Here is a 16,944-nt window from a genome sequence, read left to right on the forward strand (position 1 = left end):
GCGCCCATGAACATCTCCGCCCCCTTCATCAAGCGTCCCATCGGCACCACGCTGCTGGCGTGCGGCCTGTTCGTGATCGGCCTGATGTGCTACCTGCGCCTGGGCGTGGCGGCGCTGCCGAACATCCAGATCCCGGTGATCTTCGTCCATGCCACGCAGTCCGGCACGGATGCCAGCACGATGGCCTCCACGGTCACCGCGCCGCTGGAACGCCACCTCGGCCAGGTGCCGGGCATCGACCGCATGCGCTCCTCCAGTTCGGAGAACAGCAGCATGGTGTTCATGGTGTTCCAGAGCAACGTGGACATCGACTCGGCCGCGCAGGACGTGCAGACCGCGATCAACGCCGCGCAGGCCGACCTGCCCTCGGGCCTGGGCACGCCCATGTACCAGAAGGCGAACCCGAACGACGACCCGGTCATCGCCATCGCGCTGACCTCGCAGACGCAGTCGGCCGACGAGCTGTACAACGTCGCCGACTCGCTGCTGGCCCAGCGCCTGCGCCAGATCGACGGCGTGGCCTCGGTGGACATCGCCGGCGCTTCCACCCCCGCCGTGCGCGTGGACGTGGACATGCGCGCGCTCAACGCGCTCGGCCTGACCCCGGACGACCTGCGCAACGCGGTGCGCGCGGCCAACGTGACCTCGCCGACCGGCTTCCTGTCCGACGGCAAGACCACGATGGCGATCATCGCCAACGATTCGGTCTCCAAGGCCGCCGACTTCGCCCAGCTCGCCATCGCCACCCAGTCCAACGGGCGGGTGATTCGCTTGAGCGACGTGGCCAACGTCTACGACGGCCAGCAGGACGCCTACCAGGCCGCCTGGTTCGACGGCAAACCCGCCGTGGTGATGTACGTGTTCACCCGCGCCGGCGCCAACATCGTCGAGACGGTGGACCGGGTGAAGGGCGCGATTCCCGAGCTGCGCACCTACCTGCACCCCGGCACGCGGATGACCGCGTACTTCGACCGCACCCCGACCATCCGCGCCTCGCTGGCCGAAGTGCAGATCACCCTGCTGATCTCGCTGGCGATGGTGGTGCTGACCATGGCGCTGTTCCTGCGCCGGCTGGCACCCACGCTGATCGCCGCGGTCACCGTGCCGCTGTCGCTGGCCGGCTCGGCGCTGGTGATGTACGTGCTCGGCTTCACCCTCAACAACCTGAGCCTGCTGGCGCTGGTGATCGCGATCGGCTTCGTGGTGGACGATGCCATCGTGGTGATCGAAAACATCATGCGCCACCTCGACGAGGGCATGTCGCGCATGGACGCGGCGCTGGCCGGCGCGCGCGAGATCGGCTTCACCATCGTCTCGATCACCGCCTCGCTGGTGGCGGTGTTCATCCCGCTGCTGTTCGCCAGCGGCATGATCGGCGCGTTCTTCCGCGAGTTCACCGTCACCCTGGTGGCGGCGATCGTGGTCTCGATGCTGGTCTCGCTCACGCTCACGCCCGCGCTGTGCAGCCGCTTCCTGTCCGGCCACGCCGAACCGGAAAAGCCCGGCCGCGTCGGTGCGTTTCTGGAGCGCATGCACGAGCGCAGCCTGCGCATCTACAGCAAGGCGCTGGACTTCTCGCTGCGCCACGCGCTGCTGATGTCGATCACCCCGCTGCTGCTGATCGTGGCGACGATCTTCCTGGCCGGCGCGGTGAAGAAGGGCAATTTCCCGCCGCAGGACACCGGCCTGATCTGGGGCCGCGCCAGTTCCAGCGCGACGGTCTCGTTCAACGACATGATCGAGCGCCAGCGCCGCATCACCGACATGCTGATGGCCGACCCGGCGGTGAAGATCGTCGGCGCGCGCCTGGGTTCCAGCCGCCAGGGTTCCAGCGCCTCGTTCAACATCGAGCTGAAGACCCGCGACGAGGGCCGCCGCGAGACCACCGACCAGGTGCTCGCCCGCCTCAGCGCCAAGGCCGACCGCTACCCGGACCTGGAGCTGCGCCTGCGCGCCATCCAGGACCTGCCCAGCGACGGCGGCGGCGGCACCAGCCAGGGCGCGCAGTACAAGGTGTCGCTGCAGGGCAACGACCTGGCCCAGCTGCAGGAATGGCTGCCCAAGCTGCAGGCAGTGCTCAAGCAGAACCCGAAGCTGCGCGACGTCGGCACCGACGTGGATACCGCCGGCCTGCGCCAGAACATCGTCATCGACCGCGCCAAGGCCGCGCGGCTGGGCGTGTCCATCGGCACCATCGACGGCGCGCTGTACGGTGCCTTCGGCCAGCGTTCGATCTCCACCATCTACTCCGACCTCAACCAGTACTCGGTGGTGGTCAACGCCCTGCCCTCGCAGACCGCCACCCCGGCGGCGCTGGACGAGGTGTACGTGCAGAGCAAGTCGGGCGAGATGATCCCGATCACCGCGGTGGCCTACCAGGTGCCCGGCCTGGCGCCGCCGCAGATCACGCACGACAACCAGTACACGACGATGGACCTGAGCTACAACCTCGCCCCCGGCGTGAGCACGGGCGAGGCGGACGCGATCATCGCCGCGGCGGTGAAGGGCCTGCGCATGCCCGACGGCATCCGCATCAGCGACGGCGGCGGCTTCAACGTGCAGCTCAACCCGACCTCGATGATCGTGCTGCTGCTGGCGGCCATCCTCACCGTGTACATAGTGCTGGGCATGCTCTACGAGAGCCTGATCCACCCGGTGACGATCCTCTCCACGCTGCCGGCCGCCGGCATGGGCGCGCTGCTGGCGCTGTTCGTGACCAACACCGAGCTGTCGGTGATCTCGATGATCGCGCTGGTGCTGCTGATCGGCATCGTGAAGAAGAACGCGATCATGATGATCGACTTCGCGCTGGTGGCGCAGCGCGAGCACGGCAAGTCGCCGCGCGAGGCCGCGCGCGAGGCCTCGGTGGTGCGCTTCCGCCCGATCATGATGACCACGATGGTGGCCATCCTGGCCGCGCTGCCGCTGGCCATCGGCCTGGGCGAGGGGTCGGAGCTGCGCAGGCCGCTGGGCATCGCGATGATCGGCGGCCTGCTGATCTCGCAGAGCCTGACCCTGCTCAGCACGCCGGCGCTGTACGTGATCTTCTCCTGCCTGGCCGACCACTGGAAAAGCTGGCGCGCGCGGCGGCGCGAGAAGAAGGCGGCCAAACGGGCCGCGGCGCAGGCGGTGGTGAAGCCGCAGCACTAAGAGACGACGGGGCCGCTTGCGGCCCCGTCCGCTTTTGGGGCGCCGTGCGGCGGAGGCCGAAATCCCGTCGCACCCCATGTCGATCCGGCGCCTGTCCGTCCGTCGCCTGTACAAGCGGCCGGGACTGCCCCGGCCTTCGTACCGAAGGAAGCGACATGCGCGTGATGATGATCATGAAGGCGACCCCCGCCTCCGAGGCCGGGCAGATGCCCGCCGAGGCCGTCCTGGCGGCCATGGGCGCCTACAACGAGCAGCTGGTCGATGCCGGCGTGCTGCTGGCCGGCGAAGGCCTGCACCCCAGCGCCCGCGGCGCGCGGGTTCGTTTCGGCGGCGCTGTCCCGCAAGTGGTCGATGGCCCGTTTGCCGAGACGAAGGAACTGGCCGCCGGCTTCTGGCTGCTGCAGGTGCGCTCCTTCGCCGAGGCCGTCGAATGGGCCCGGCGCATTCCCAACCCCGAGGGCGACGTATTCGAAGTCGAGCTGCGGCCGGTGTTCGAGGCCGACGACTTCGGCGACGCCTTCACTCCCGAATTGCGTGCCCAGGAAGACCATCTGCGCGCCCGCATCGACCGCCAGCCCTGACCCGGAGGAACACCCGATGAAAACCACGCCCTACCTCAGCTTCAATGGCGACTGCCGCCAGGCCTTCGAGCGCTACAAGCAGATCTTCGGTGGCGACACCTTCCAGATGACCTACGGCGAAGCCCCGCCGCCGCCGGCCGACGCGCCCCCGCCGCCGGAAGGCTGCGGCGACCTGTCCGCGGCCGCCGACCGCATCATGCACGTCACCCTCGCCCACGGGCAGGAAGCGTTCCTGATGGGCTCGGACATGCCGCCCGGCATGGAGAAGAAGCCCGGCGGCATCTCGGTGGCGGTGAACTGCGACGACAACGCCGAGGCCGAGCGCGTGTTCAAGGCGCTGGCCGAAGGCGGCACCGTGCAGATGCCGATGGCCGAGACGTTCTGGGCCGAGCGCTTCGGTATGGTCATCGACCGTTTCGGCACGCCTTGGCTGATCAACGGCATCTACAAGCAGCCCTGAGCGAAAGGAACCCGCACATCATGGTCAAGCAGATCTTCGTCAACCTTCCCGTGGAATCGCTGCCGCGCGCGGTGGAATTCTTCACCGCGCTGGGCTTCTCGTTCGACCCGAAATACACCGACGAGAACGCCACCTGCCTCATCCTCGGCGAGAACATCTTCGCCATGCTGCTGGTGAAGCCGTTCTTCGAGGGCTTCATGACGCGCCAGGTATGCGACACGGCCAAGGCCGCCGAGGTGATCACCGCGCTGGCGGTGGACAGCCGCGCCGAGGTCGACACCCTCGTCGCGCGCGCCGCGCAGGCGGGCGGCGTGGTCTCCGGCGAGCCCAAGGATTACGGGTTCATGTACCAGCACGGCTTCGAGGACCCGGACGGCCACCTGTGGGAGGTCTTCCACGCCAGCGGCGAGCCGCCGCCGGCATGAGGCGGAGACGCGGCCGTGGTTGCGGCGCAGCTTGCTCCCCCGCGCCGGCGATGGTCTGATCGCCGGCCATGGGCGCACGCGATGTCCACTCCACCCTCAACGCGGTCTGGCGCATGGAAGCGGCGAAGATCATCGCCGCGCTCGCGCGCCAGGTCCGCGATGTCGGCCTGGCCGAGGAACTGGCGCAGGACGCGCTCGTCGCCGCGCTCGAGCGCTGGCCCACGGACGGCATTCCCGACAACCCCGGCGCCTGGCTGATGACCACCGCCCGCAACCGCGCCATCGACCGCCTGCGCCACGCGCAACTGCAGCGGCGCAAGCGTGATGCGCTGGGCTACGAGATCGAGCGCGAACAGCAGGCCATGCAGGCCGCGCAGCAGGTGGACCCGGACGACGACATCGGCGACGACCTGCTGCGGCTGATGTTCGTCGCCTGCCATCCCGCGCTGGGCACCGACGCGCGCGTCGCCCTGACCCTGCGCATGCTGGGCGGGCTGGCGACGGACGAAATCGCCCGCGCCTTCCTGGTGCCGGAGCCGACGGTCGCGCAGCGCATCGTGCGTGCCAAGCGCACGCTGAGCGAACGCGAGGTGCCGTTCGAGGTGCCGCGCGGCGAAGAGCGCGACGCGCGGCTGGGTTCGGTGCTGGAAGTGCTGTACCTGATCTTCAACGAAGGCTATGCGGCGACCGCCGGCGACGACCTGATGCGGCCGCAGCTGTGCGATGAAGCGCTGCGGCTGTGCCGTGTGCTGGCCCGGTTGGCGCCACGCGACCCCGAGGTGCATGGCTTGCTGGCGTTGATGGCCTTGCAGGCCTCGCGGCAGCGCGCGCGCGTGGACGCGGAGGGCGCACCGGTGCTGTTGGCCGACCAGGACCGCGGGCGCTGGGACCGGCTGCTGATCCGGCATGGCTTGACCGCGCTGGCGCGCGCCCGTGCGCTGGAGGGCGGCGACGGTGTCTATGCGTTGCAGGCGGCGATTGCGGCATGCCACGCCAAGGCGCGGCGCTTCGACGACACCGACTGGGCGGAGATTTCCACGCTCTACGCCCGCCTGGCCGAACGCATGCCCTCGCCGGTGGTGGCGTTGAACCGCGCGGTGGCGGTCTCGATGGCGGAGGGGCCCGCGGCGGCGTTGCCGCTGGTGGAGGCCCTGGTCGACCATCCGGCGATGCGGCAGTACCACCTGCTGCCGACGGTGCGCGGCGACCTGCTGGAAAAGCTGGGTCGGCGCGAGGAAGCGCGCGCGGCGTTCGAGCAGGCCGCGGCGCTGGCGCGCAATGCGCGCGAGAAGGCGCTGCTGGAGGCGCGCGCCGCTTCCTTGTAGGACGGCTTACACCAGCTCGGCCAGCGAATCGCGTTCGATCGCCGCGTACAGCGCGAACTCGTCGCGCACCGGCGCGCCCAGCGCCTGCTCGAACGCGGCCTGGTGCGAATGGGCGGCATAGGCACGTTGCTCGGTACCGCCCAGGTTCGACTGGAAGATGCCCGCCGCGCTCACCGGCAGGAAGTCCTCGTAGACGATGGGATCGGCGCTCACCAGCCCGGCGGCGATCGCCGCTTCGGTCGGCAACGTGGCTGCATGGTCCGGGCTCGCGCGGCCTGCCTCGGTGAGGCCATAGCGGAAATAGCCCAATCCTTCCTGGCGCAGGGTGTCGTAGTCGTCCGGGAAGCCGGCGAACGCCGCCTGCAGCCGCGTGCCGTAGTCCGCGCCGGTGCTGCCCGCGCCCTCGCTTTCGCGGGCCTGCGCCAGCAGCGCGTCGTACAGCGTGCGGCCCTTGGGCGTCAGCGCCAGGCCGCGCTGCTCGATCTCGCCGAAGCGCGCGGTGTGGCTGCCGGCCTCGGCGCTGCCGTTGCCAGCGGGGAAACGCACCGCCTCTTCCAGCGCCTTGAAGCTGGTCTGGCGCAGCAGGATGGGGCACTGCCGGCGCGGCGGCCCTTCGATCACCGCCTTGGCGGCCATGCCGCGTTCCTGCATCTGCAGCTGCGCCGCATCGATATCCAGCGTGCGTGGCGTGAGGTGGTTGATGTGCGGGCCGTGGAAGCTCACCACGTCGGCGATCAGCCGGTGCGCGTCGTGCAGCGCATGGTAGGTGGGCAGCGGCACGGTGGCGTCGCTGTGCCAGCGGAAGGTTTCCAGGGCTTCGGCCACGAAGCGTTCGGCATCCGCTTCATCCAGGCCGCCCTCGCGCTCGGCCTGTTCGATCAGCGCACGCGCGCCGGCGGTGAAGATGTCGCGGCGGGCAAGAATCCCGGCCGCCTGCGCGCGCAGCGCGGCATCGTCGATCAGCTCCATCCGCAGCAGCGAAGTGAACACGCGGAACGGGTTGCGCGCCAACGCGGCCGCCTCCACCGGGCGGAACGCGGTGGAATGCACCGGCACGCCGGCCACCGAGAGGTCGTAATAGCCCACCGGGTACATGCCCATCACCGCGAACAGGCGCCGCAGCATCGACAGCTCTTCCGCGCTGCCCACGCGGATCGCGCCATGGCGTTCCAGGTCCAGGCGCGCGCGTTCGTCGTTGCGGTCCAGCCGCTGCGCCAGCGCGGGGTCGTCGGCCAGCACCTGCGCGTTGACCTGCGCCACCAGCGACATCAGCTCGCCATACAGCGGCACCTCCTGCCGGTACATGTCGGACATGGCCTGGGCGAAGCGGCTGCGGATCTGGTCGGAACTGACGAAGGACTTACCGGTCATGGCATGCGCGAACGAAGCACCGGCCCGTCGCCGGCCCCGGCATTTTCGCCGAGCCAGCCCCGCGCCGGCCAGCCGCACAGCAGCAAAACCGGCGGCGGAGATTCAGGGAGACGGCGCGTCCTGGGCCGGCGCATGCGCGGCACGGGCACGTTCCAGCCGCTGCGCCGCATCGCCGAGCTGCTCGCGCAGGCGGGCATCGAGCACGATGGGCCGCTCCCAGCGGTCGTAGCTGGCCACGATGGCGTGGCGCACTTCGCGATAGGCCAGGTTGTCCGGCTCGCCCTGCGCGGCCAGCACGGCCTGCCAGGCGCGGCTCGCATCGCCGCTGCGTTCGCGCACGATCGCGCGGCACGGCTGGTCGGTGGCCTGGGCCCACGCGCAGGCGAAGTACAGGTCGCCCGCGCGCCAGCCGGGCGCCTTCAGCACCGCTTCGGCATAGCCGCGGCGCACGCCGAGATAGCGCGAGAGTTCATCGACGAAACTGGCGGGGTAGCGCCGCGCATAGGCGTCGATGTCGTCGAGCTGGCGGTCTATCCAGGCATCACCCGTGGCATAGGCGGGGGCAGTGGCGGCCTCGGGCGAAGCCGGCGCCTGCGCCATGGCCGGCGCGCTGGCCAGCCATGCCAAGCACAGGATGGCCGCCGCGCGCATCGCTCAGGCCGCCGCGCCGCGCGCGAGCTGGTCCAGCGCGCGCACCGCCTGCGGCCAGTCGCGCGGATGCGCGACCTCGCGCAGGCGCGGCGAATCGGCATCCACGCCGTGCTCGGCCTCGTGCGCCCAGGTCAGCGCGTAGGGGGTGTGGATGCCCCAGCCGCCCAGCGCCAGCACCGGCTCGACATCCGAGCGCAGCGAATTGCCGACCATCGCGAAACGCGAGGCCGGCAGGTCGAACTCGGCGAGCACGCGCGCGTAGGTGCCCGGGTCCTTCTCCGAGACGATCTCGATGCGCGGGAACAGGTCGGCCAGGCCGGACTGGGCGATCTTGCGTTCCTGGTGGAACAGGTCGCCCTTGGTGATCAGTACCACGTGGTAGTCGCGGGCGATCTCCTCCACCGCCTCGCGCACGCCGCCGAGCACGTCCACGGGGTGCTGCAGGGTGTCTCGGCCGATCTCCACGATGCGCTCGATGTCCCGCACCTCGACGCGGCGGTCGGTCATCTCGATGGCGGCCTCGATCATCGACAGCACCATGCCCTTCACGCCATACCCGAAGATCTTCAGGTTGCGCCGCTGCACGGTGAGCAGGTGGCCGAGGGTGCGCGGGTCGGCCAGGTCGATGTAGCGCCCGACGATGGATTCGAATTCGGTCTCGGCCGCGCGGTAATAGTCTTCGCTCTTCCAGAGGGTGTCGTCGCCGTCGAAACCCACCAGGCCGATGCCGGTGTCGCGTGTATGCGGAGTAGCCATGCCCGCATTGTAGCGGGCAAAGGAAAGGCGGGAGCCCGAAGGCTCCCGCCCGGGATGCCGCGACAGGCGCGTCGCGGCGGGGGGCTCAGTTCTGCTGCTGCGGGGCGGCGCTGTTGGCGCCATCCTGCTGCTTGGCGACGAACGCCTTGTACTCGTCCGGGGTCAGCTTGCCGTCGGCATTGCCGTCGGCCGCATCGAAGATCTGCGAGAGGCCGGCGTTGACCTGCGCCTCCTGCTTGCTGATCGAACCATCGCTGTCGGTGTCCACGCTGGCCCACGTCTGTCCACCGCCGCCCCCGCCCTGCTGTGCGGCAGCGCCGGACTGGGCGCTCTGGGCGAAGGCCGGCAGCGCGAGCGCGGCGGCCAGGACAGTGGACACGATCACCAGGGGCTTGCGGTTCTTCATGGGGTGGTTCTCCTGATTCGGGGAAATACGCGGTATCGCCGCGCACGGAAGCCACCCTAGTCCGCGCGGATGAACCGCGATTGCCCCGCAATCGCACACGCAACGCGGCGTTAACCTACGCCGCGTCCAGACGCGCTTGGCATTGATTAACGCGACATCACGAGCCTGTAAGGCATCGGTTCAGCGGCGTGGAAAAGCGAGAACTGCGTTCGCCGCTTTACGATTCGGCAACGTCGTCGGCCGCGTGTTCGGCGCTGAACAAACGCCAACCCAGGCCGACGCCGGCGAGTGCACCGGCCACTTCGAGCACGACACGGCCCCCCAACTGGTCCGGATCGTGGATGCTTTGCAGCGCCAGGCGCGCATACAGCGGCGACTCCAGCCGCACGATGCTCGTATAGAAAAGATTCCAGATATCCCAGCCCGCGCCGAGGGCGACACCGGCCAGGCAGGCCCAGCCGATCGCATGCCCCAGCGACAGGCCCGCCCGGCGGCACAGCGCCTGCGAGACCCAGTAGACCCCCAGGCCGACCAGCAGGGCGATCAATCCGGCTTCGAGCGAGCCGAGCAGGCCGAAATGCAGCGGGAGGTTCATGGGGCTCCAAGGGCGATGGGGTCCCTTCATTCTAGACGGGCCGTGGCGCGGCCCGCCGCCGGCTCAGCCCTCGTCCTGCGACAGCGCGCGTACCTCGGGCTCGCCATCCTCGCCCACGCTGACGTGGATCTGGATCGGCCGGCAGCACACCTGGCAGTCCTCCACGTAGGACTGCTGGTCCACCGAGCCGTCCACCACGATGCCGATCCACTCGCCGCAATACGGGCAAGGGATATCGACGAAATGCTGCAGGTCGCTCACGCCGCTACCTCACCGGGAAGTCGTACGCAGTATCAGGCGTGGGCTCCGGACGGAAAGTGAAGTGCCACCATTCCATCGGGTAGTTGGCGAAGCCCTCCGCCGCCATCGCGTCGCGCAGGCGCTGGCGATGGGCGCGCTGCGCGGGCGTGGCCTCGGGCGAATCGGTATGGGCGCGGGTGTCGAAGAGGTCGAAATCGGTGCCCATGTCCAGCGGCTTGCAGGCGCTGGCGCGGCATTGGGCCAGCGTGAGGTCGATCGTGGCGCCGCGGCTGTGGCCCGAATGATCGGCGATGTAATCCGGGATCAGCGCGAACTTCTCCACGCGCGGATAGTGCACCGCCTTGGTGGACTGGTCCTGCAGGTCGCCGGCCCAGGCGACGAACGCCTGCACGGCGCGCACCGGGCGGTAGCAGTCGTAGACGTGCAGCGTGTAGCCCTCTGCATGCAGCCTGGCCTGGACGCGCGCCAGCGCTTCGGCCACCGGGCGTAACAGCAGGCAGCTGGGTGCGTCGTAACCCTCGACCGGATGACCGGTGAAGTTGTCCGCGCCCGCGTAGCGCATGTCGATCTCGATGCCGGGCGCGAGCGTGGCGACATCCACCATGCCCGCTTCGCCGGGATCGCGCGCGGGCGACACCGCCGGCGCCGCCGCAAGGGCCGATGCCGCGGCGAGGCTAAGGGCAGTCGCCGCTGCGAAGGAATGCCAGGTCGCCATAGTCGTAGCTGAAGTCGGCATCGGGATCGATCGCCTTCAGGCGCATCGTCGCATGCCCCTGCGCATCGGGCGCGAAATCGAGCCAGGGTTCGGCATCGACGCTGGCATCGTCCCAGTCCACCAGCCAGCGCCCGCCGGACTGCATCACCTTGCCGCGCAGCAGCGGGGAGCGCGCAACGGTGAAGGCCAGGGCGCCATCGACCGGGCACAGCCGCACTTCGCCGAACCACGGGTCCTGATAGACGCCACTGCGCGCGGCAGCCGCCTGCGACGCCACCGGCTGGCGACGGGACGTATCGGGCTTGCGCGCGGCGGGCGGCTTGGGCTTGGCCTCGTCGCGCGCCATCGCGGCGGCGTAGTACGCCACGTCGAACTTCGGATCGGCGCCAAGCAGGTGTTTCTGCAAGGCCTCGCCCAGCGCGGTGCGCGCGGCCTCGCCTTCGCCGTTGATCAGGATGACGAAGCCGCTGCGGCGATCCGGCAGCAACACCAGCGAGGAATACATTCCCATCAGCGTGCCGGTATGCGCGACCTTCCACTGCCCGTCCACGTCGGACAGGCGCCAGCCGTAACCGTAGCCATACAGGCGGGTGCCGTCCCAATCGCGCATGCGCTGGCTGATCGGCATCGGCGTGTGCAGCGACCACACCGCGCGGCGCTGTGCTTCCGACAGCCACGGCTGCTTCGGATCGGGCTGCAGCCACGCGCGGTCCATCCAGCGCAGCATGTCGTCCAGGCTGCAGCGGATGCCGCCGGCGGCCATCGAGGGCACATCGGCCACGCGCTCGCCATCCTCGCGCACCGGCACGTTGCCGCCGTCCTGGCGCATGTGCGGCTGGGCGATGTTGCCGACCTCCCGTGGCCGCCATGCGCCGACCTGGCAACGGGCCATGCCCAGCGGCGCGAAGACCTGCTCGCGCACGAGCTGGTCGTAAGGCTTGCCGCTCGCGCGCGCGGCGACTTCGCCGGCCACCACGTACAGCAGGTTGTCGTAGGCGTAATGCGCGCGAAAGCTGTGGGTCGGCTTGAGATACGCCAGGCCGGCGATGATGTCGGCGCGGGTGAAATCGTTCGGTTCGGGCCACAGCATGAGGTCGCCGGCGCCCAGGCCCAGGCCGCTGTTGTGGACCAGCAGGTCGCGCACCTGGATGTTGCGCGTCACCCACGGGTCGTACATGCGGAACGCCGGCAGGTACTTCGTCACCGGGTCATCCCAGGCGAGCTTGCCCTGGTCCACCAGCCGCGCGAGCAGGCCGGTGGTCATCGCCTTGCTGTTGGAGGCGATCTTGAACAGCGTATCGGCGTCGATCGCCTCGCCGCTGCCGGCGCTGCGTTCGCCGGCCGCGCGCCGGTACACCACCTGGCCATCCTCGATCACGCCCACCGCCAGGCCGGGCAGGTGGTACTGCGCCATTGCCTGCTCGAACAGGTGGTCGTAGGCGGCGGTATCGCCCGCCGGCGCCGCGGCATGCGCGAGGGGCATCACGAGCAGCGCCAGCCAGGCGGCGCGAGCGGACAGTTTCAACGCGATCTCCGCGACAAAGGCAGGGCCGGCGGACGATAACGCGCCCGCCGGCCCCGCGTCCCCATCAGTAGTCCAGCGAAACCACCAGCTGCGCGTAACGCGGCGCCTGGAAGCTTTCCGGATACAGGAACAGGTCGTTCGGGCTGCCGATGGCCCCTTCGTACTCCTGGTTCACCGACAGCTTCTTCTGCTGGTTGGTCAGGTTGTACACGGCGAACTTCACCTTCAGGTTCGTCTCGTTGAAGGACTTCAGCCACGTCACGCTCGCACCGAGCTCGTAGCTCCACGGCAGACGGCCATAGCCACCGCGCGAGTTGTGCGCGTAGACGCGTTCGCCGGAGAATTCGGAATCGCAGTTCTCCACGCACACGTAGTAGCTGTGGTAGGCGGTGGCGTCATACGGGTTGCCGACGCCGAAGCCGGTGATCGGCCCGCCCGAGCGCGCATCGAGCGTGGCGCCGACCAGCCAGTTGTCGGTGATGGCGTAGGCGCCGCGCAGCTTGACCTGGTGGCGACGGTCGTTGGCGAGGTAGCCGTAGCCGTTGTAGTTCACCCACGGGTCGTCGAAGTTCTCGGTGCGGCCGGTATCGGAGAAGTCGGTGTCCGAGTTCACCGGGCCTTCGGCGTTACCGCGGCCGTAGGCCAGGGTGTAGGAGGCGTTCATCGACCACTTGCCGTCCCACGCGCGGTCCAGCTGCAGCTCCAGCGCCTTGTAGTCGCGCTTGGGCTTCTCCCAGCCACGCTGGCCGATGTAGGTCATGATCGGGTCGCCATCGGCATCCACGCCGTCCTGGCGGTACATCGCCCAGCCTTCCTTCGCGGTGTCCACGGTGACCCAGCCATCGGCGTCGCCGTCGCAGTTGGTGTCGCCCCACACGGTGACCTTCTTGCCCGGGTTGGCCATCACCCAGCCGATGTAGCCGTCCGGCCCGCAAGCACCGGTGGCGCTGATCTCCATGTCGTCGATGGCGTTGTGCAGCTTGCGGTAGATGCCGCGCACGCCGTACGACCAGGCTTCGTTGATCGACTGCTGGAAGCCCAGGATCGCCTCGTCCTGGTACACCGGGTCCATGTCGCGGTCCACTTCCGAACGCAGGTCGCCGACCGTGCCGTCGCCCTGCGAGTCGTCCACCGGGCCGATCTGCGCGCCGAGCACCGGCACCTGGTACTGCGAGCCGTTGAGTTCGCGCGTTTCCCAGCCGGCCAGCGCGTAATAGGTGCGCTCGTCGAGCAGGCCGCCGGCCTGCTTGATGTTGATGACGTTGGCCACCGGCAGGAAGTAACGGCCGACGTTGCCGAACAGCTTCATCGTGCCGTCGCCCTTGATGTCCCACGAGGCGCCGAAGCGCGGGGCCACCATGTCGTCCATCTTGATGTAGCTGCGGCCTTCCGAATCCTTGTTGTCGAACGCTTCCAGGCGCAGGCCGAGGTTGAGCAGCAGGTTCGGGGTGACCGACCAGTTGTCTTCCAGGTAATAGGCCGAGTTGTCGGTTTCGAACGTGCCGGCGATCTCGTAGCGGCGCGCGCGCACGTAGGCGGTGGTGCCGGCCGGCACCTGGCCGCCGTTGACCAGCGTGGCGCCCGGCGTGGTCTTGTAGACGTTGTAGTAGTAGCCGCCCGGGCCGGGATACATGCGCTCGTAGTCGGAGGTGTTCTCCTCGCGGTCCAGGCCGAAGCGCAGCAGGTGGTCGCCCAGGGTCCATTCGAAGTCCAGGCGGCCGGCCTTGCGTTCGTCCTCGCGCGATTCCACCGCCGAGTTGGTGGTGCAGCCCAGCGGGATGCCCGCCGGCGCAATGCCGGCCTCGGAGACCACGCGGTTGCACTCGATGTCGGTCTGGCTGTAGTTGGCGTAGTCGCGCGTGTTGCGGCCGATCATCGCCTTCATGGCGAAGGTATCGGTGAGGTGGCCGTTGTAGGTCAGCGCGTAGTTGTCGCCGCCGGTATCGGTGAAGATGGTGTTGGTCTGGCTGCCGCGCGTGCCGGTGAGGTAGTCGTAGCGGTAGACGTCGGCGACGTTCTGGTTGCTGTCCGAGAAGCCGAGCAGCGACAGGCTGTGGTTGTCGGTGATCTGCCAGTCGAGCTTGCCGCCCCAGAAACCGTCATCGGCCTTGCCGTTGTTGAACGTGGAGCCGTCGTTGCTGGTGCTGAAGGCGCGGTTGTCGCGTGCCTCGTACATGCCGAAGAAGAACAGCCGATCCTTCACGATCGCGCCCGAACCCCAGACGTTGAGCTTGTTATGCGTGCCGCCATCGTGGCTGGAGATGATGTACGGGTCGCCATTGGCGAGGTAGTAGTCCTTGCCGCTCGCGCCCCAGGCACTCGGCTCGGCGGTGAGTTCGGCACCGGCATGGAACTCGTTGGTACCCGAGCGCGTCACCGCGTTGATCACGCCGCCGGTAGTGCGGCCATATTCGACCGAGTAGCCGCCGGTCTTGACCTGGAATTCCTGGAAGAACGCGAACGGCGCCGAGGAGAAGCCCACGCGGTTGTAGAAGTCGGTGACGTTCAGTCCGTCGATGTATACCGCGTTCTCGGCCACCGAGGAGCCGCCGAAGGAGATGCCCTGGCCGCCCAGCGACGACTTGCCCGAGACCACGCCCGGCGCGAGCATCGCGACCGACTTCAGGTCCTGGTCCACCGGCATGCGCGCCAGGTCCTGGCGGCTGATGTTCATCGCCGACTCGGTCGAGGTGACGTCCACCATCGACACCACCTGCGGCGCGCGTACTTCCACCGCGCCGAGCGTGTTGATCGCGCCCACCGGCACGTTCACCGTGGTGGCGTTGCCCAGCGTGACGACGACCTCGCCGACCGGGGTCGGCGCACCGCCGCCCACGCTGAGCTCCATCTGGTAGGTGCCCGGCGACAGCAGCGGGATGCGGTAGCTGCCATCGGCATTGACCGTGGTCGAGCGGGCGAAGCCGGTCTGCGGGTTGCGTACCGTGACCGTGGCGCCGCTGAGCTTCTGCCCGCCCTCGGTGACCAGGCGGCCGGTGACGGCGCCATCCTGGGCCAGGGCCATCGGCGCGATCGATCCCAGACACGCCGCCAACGCGACGCACAGCGCCGCCTTCCTCACATGCTTGCCGTTCATCCCCTGCTCTCTCCTGCAGTTCGTTGAAGTGGTGGTGGATCCGCTAGGGCTGGCGTGCGGCGTTCGACGCGCCCTCCCGGCGGTCGGCGGCCGGCAGGATCTGCCAGTCGAAGTGGTAGTCCCATTGGTCGAAGTAGAGGTTGCCGCCGCGCCATTCGGCTTCGCCGCGCTGCGAGTCGACCGTCTCGGAGCGGAAATGCTGTTTCGCCGGCACCAGCGGCTGCGCGTAGTCGTCGTTGAAGACGATGCGGTAGCTGTCGAGGCCGCCGAAGTAGAAGTCGCGCAGGGCCGGCTCGCTGCTGTCGAGCGCGCCGGTGGTCACGTCCATCGGCACCCAGCCGTACGGCGCCAGGTACAGCCAGCCCCAGTCGTGCAGGTTGGCGTAGCCGACGTCGTTGTCCGAGAACGTCCAGCCGGACTGCCAGCGCGCGGGAATGCCGTTCATGCGCAGCAGGGTCATCAACAGCAGGGTCTGCTGGCCGCAATCGGCATGGCCGGCGTGCAGGGCGTAATCGCTGATGTTGGGAATGGTGGCGTATTCGCGCGCGCCGCCCCACGGGATGCGGTCCACCGCGGCGAACAGCTTGCGGGCGATACGGTACGGGTTGGTTTCGTCACCGACCACCTGCCGCGAGAATTCGCGCATCGCCGGGGTGAACGCGATGTGCGGCGGGCGCTCGGCCAGGTATGGCGCCAGCGCGGGATCATTCGGCGTGGGCTGCACGCGCGCGGGGTCGATATCGAAATGGCGCGCGTAGATCGTCACTTCGTAGCTCACCGAGAACTCGGTGGGCTTGCCGGCCACGGCCTTGCGGGCGAGGTGGGCGGTGCGCTGCAGCGTGGAAGGCGGCGCCACCTGCGCGCCGGACGGCACGCTGCCCAGGTAACGGATGTCTTCCTGCTGGCCGGGGATGGCACGCGGATAGGGAATCCACGCCTGCACGCTCTCGCCGGCCGGCACGGCATCGGCGTTGACGGTGAGCGACTGGGTGATGCGCACGCGATGCGGCAGCAGGCTGGTCTGGCCCGGATGCGCCTGCGCGGCGGCGATCACCGCGCGGTGGTGCGGGCCGAGGTTCTCGTAGGGGCCATCCTTCGGCGGCGGGGTGCCGGGGCGTTGGCGCGCGGCGGCCTCGGCGCTGAGGCGGAACAGGTTGGAAGGCGCGCGGTTGAAGTAGTAGCGCGTGCCGTCGATGTCGAGGTGTTCGAGCAGGCCGGCCTGATCCCAGGCAGCGAATTCGTCTTCGCGCAGGTCGGGGATCGTGCGGCGCAGCTTCTGTCGGGCGGCTTCGGCGTCGAGGCTGAAGTCCAGGCGCATGCGGCGCATGCGCTCGCGTTCAAATGCGTAGGCCTCGCGCGTGCTGGCGTCCAGACCCGGCGCGGCGAGCGCGGCGGCGATGTCGGCTTCGGCCTGGCGGAACCGGCCCGCATCGACTTCGGCACCCACCTGCGCGGCCGACGCTGGGGCCTGCGCCGCGGCGGGAAAGGTCAGCAGCCACCCGACCAGCAGGCCCGCCACGCGCACGGGCTTTCGCGCCACATGGAGACGGGCGAAGCTGGCGTCAGGCGATCGAGGCTGGTCAGGGCGCACATCCACAACGACACTTCCCGGGTGAAGGTGGGTCATCG

Annotated in this window: 15 protein-coding genes; 5 read left to right on the plus strand and 10 right to left on the minus strand. The window is 69.1% G+C overall.

Features of this window, described 5'->3' with window-relative positions; all coding sequences use genetic code 11:
• The first annotated feature begins 6 nt into the window (after positions 1-6).
• The 5 genes from ARC20_RS15990 to ARC20_RS16010 all read left to right on the plus strand — a co-directional run bounded on the left by ARC20_RS15990 (position 7) and on the right by ARC20_RS16010 (position 5,941).
• Positions 7-3,150 (plus strand): efflux RND transporter permease subunit, encoded by a 3,144-nt coding sequence (locus tag ARC20_RS15990; protein ID WP_057648919.1) that lies wholly within the window; start codon positions 7-9, stop codon positions 3,148-3,150.
• Between the two features lie 155 nt (positions 3,151-3,305).
• Positions 3,306-3,731, plus strand: a complete 426-nt coding sequence (locus ARC20_RS15995) for a YciI family protein (protein ID WP_057648921.1) — start codon at positions 3,306-3,308, stop codon at positions 3,729-3,731.
• 16 nt (positions 3,732-3,747) lie between these two features.
• The gene (locus ARC20_RS16000) at positions 3,748-4,191 is read left to right on the plus strand and encodes a VOC family protein (RefSeq protein ID WP_057648923.1); all 444 of its coding nucleotides are present in this window, start codon (positions 3,748-3,750) and stop codon (positions 4,189-4,191) included.
• A 20-nt stretch (positions 4,192-4,211) separates the two neighbouring features.
• On the plus strand, positions 4,212-4,616 hold the full coding sequence (locus tag ARC20_RS16005; RefSeq protein WP_237642612.1) for a VOC family protein: 405 nt from the start codon (positions 4,212-4,214) through the stop codon (positions 4,614-4,616).
• 68 nt (positions 4,617-4,684) lie between these two features.
• Positions 4,685-5,941, plus strand: a complete 1,257-nt coding sequence (locus tag ARC20_RS16010) for an RNA polymerase sigma factor (RefSeq protein WP_057648925.1) — start codon at positions 4,685-4,687, stop codon at positions 5,939-5,941.
• Between the two features lie 6 nt (positions 5,942-5,947).
• On the opposite strand, the gene hglS is transcribed toward ARC20_RS16010, so the two are convergent.
• The 10 genes from hglS to ARC20_RS16060 form a co-directional block, all read right to left on the minus strand.
• Positions 5,948-7,312: a 2-oxoadipate dioxygenase/decarboxylase HglS gene (gene hglS, locus ARC20_RS16015; RefSeq protein ID WP_057648926.1), complete on the minus strand. Its 1,365-nt coding sequence runs from the start codon at positions 7,310-7,312 to the stop codon at positions 5,948-5,950.
• Positions 7,313-7,414: 102 nt separating this feature from the next.
• On the minus strand, positions 7,415-7,963 hold the full coding sequence (locus tag ARC20_RS16020) for a hypothetical protein (protein WP_057648928.1): 549 nt from the start codon (positions 7,961-7,963) through the stop codon (positions 7,415-7,417).
• Between the two features lie 3 nt (positions 7,964-7,966).
• Positions 7,967-8,719, minus strand: a complete 753-nt coding sequence (locus ARC20_RS16025) for an HAD family hydrolase (RefSeq protein ID WP_057648930.1) — start codon at positions 8,717-8,719, stop codon at positions 7,967-7,969.
• Between the two features lie 85 nt (positions 8,720-8,804).
• Positions 8,805-9,125, minus strand: a complete 321-nt coding sequence (locus ARC20_RS16030) for an EF-hand domain-containing protein (protein WP_057648931.1) — start codon at positions 9,123-9,125, stop codon at positions 8,805-8,807.
• 217 nt (positions 9,126-9,342) lie between these two features.
• On the minus strand, positions 9,343-9,720 hold the full coding sequence (locus tag ARC20_RS16035) for a hypothetical protein (protein WP_057648933.1): 378 nt from the start codon (positions 9,718-9,720) through the stop codon (positions 9,343-9,345).
• A gap of 63 nt (positions 9,721-9,783) precedes the next feature.
• Positions 9,784-9,981 (minus strand): CPXCG motif-containing cysteine-rich protein, encoded by a 198-nt coding sequence (locus ARC20_RS16040; protein ID WP_057648935.1) that lies wholly within the window; start codon positions 9,979-9,981, stop codon positions 9,784-9,786.
• 4 nt (positions 9,982-9,985) lie between these two features.
• The gene (locus tag ARC20_RS16045) at positions 9,986-10,696 is read right to left on the minus strand and encodes a M15 family metallopeptidase (RefSeq protein WP_057648937.1); all 711 of its coding nucleotides are present in this window, start codon (positions 10,694-10,696) and stop codon (positions 9,986-9,988) included.
• On the minus strand, positions 10,656-12,179 hold the full coding sequence (locus tag ARC20_RS16050) for a serine hydrolase domain-containing protein (RefSeq protein ID WP_057648983.1): 1,524 nt from the start codon (positions 12,177-12,179) through the stop codon (positions 10,656-10,658). Before ARC20_RS16050 ends, ARC20_RS16045 begins: the two co-directional genes overlap by 41 nt.
• Before the next feature lie 106 nt (positions 12,180-12,285).
• Entirely contained in the window at positions 12,286-15,315 is a 3,030-nt protein-coding gene (locus tag ARC20_RS16055) for a TonB-dependent receptor (RefSeq protein WP_057648939.1), read from the minus strand.
• 43 nt (positions 15,316-15,358) lie between these two features.
• The gene (locus tag ARC20_RS16060) at positions 15,359-16,840 is read right to left on the minus strand and encodes a transglutaminase-like domain-containing protein (protein WP_425478516.1); all 1,482 of its coding nucleotides are present in this window, start codon (positions 16,838-16,840) and stop codon (positions 15,359-15,361) included.
• Positions 16,841-16,944 lie beyond the last annotated feature (104 nt).

The organism is Stenotrophomonas panacihumi (genome assembly GCF_001431645.1).
In the GTDB taxonomy this organism is placed as follows: Bacteria; Pseudomonadota; Gammaproteobacteria; order Xanthomonadales; family Xanthomonadaceae; genus Stenotrophomonas_A; species Stenotrophomonas_A panacihumi.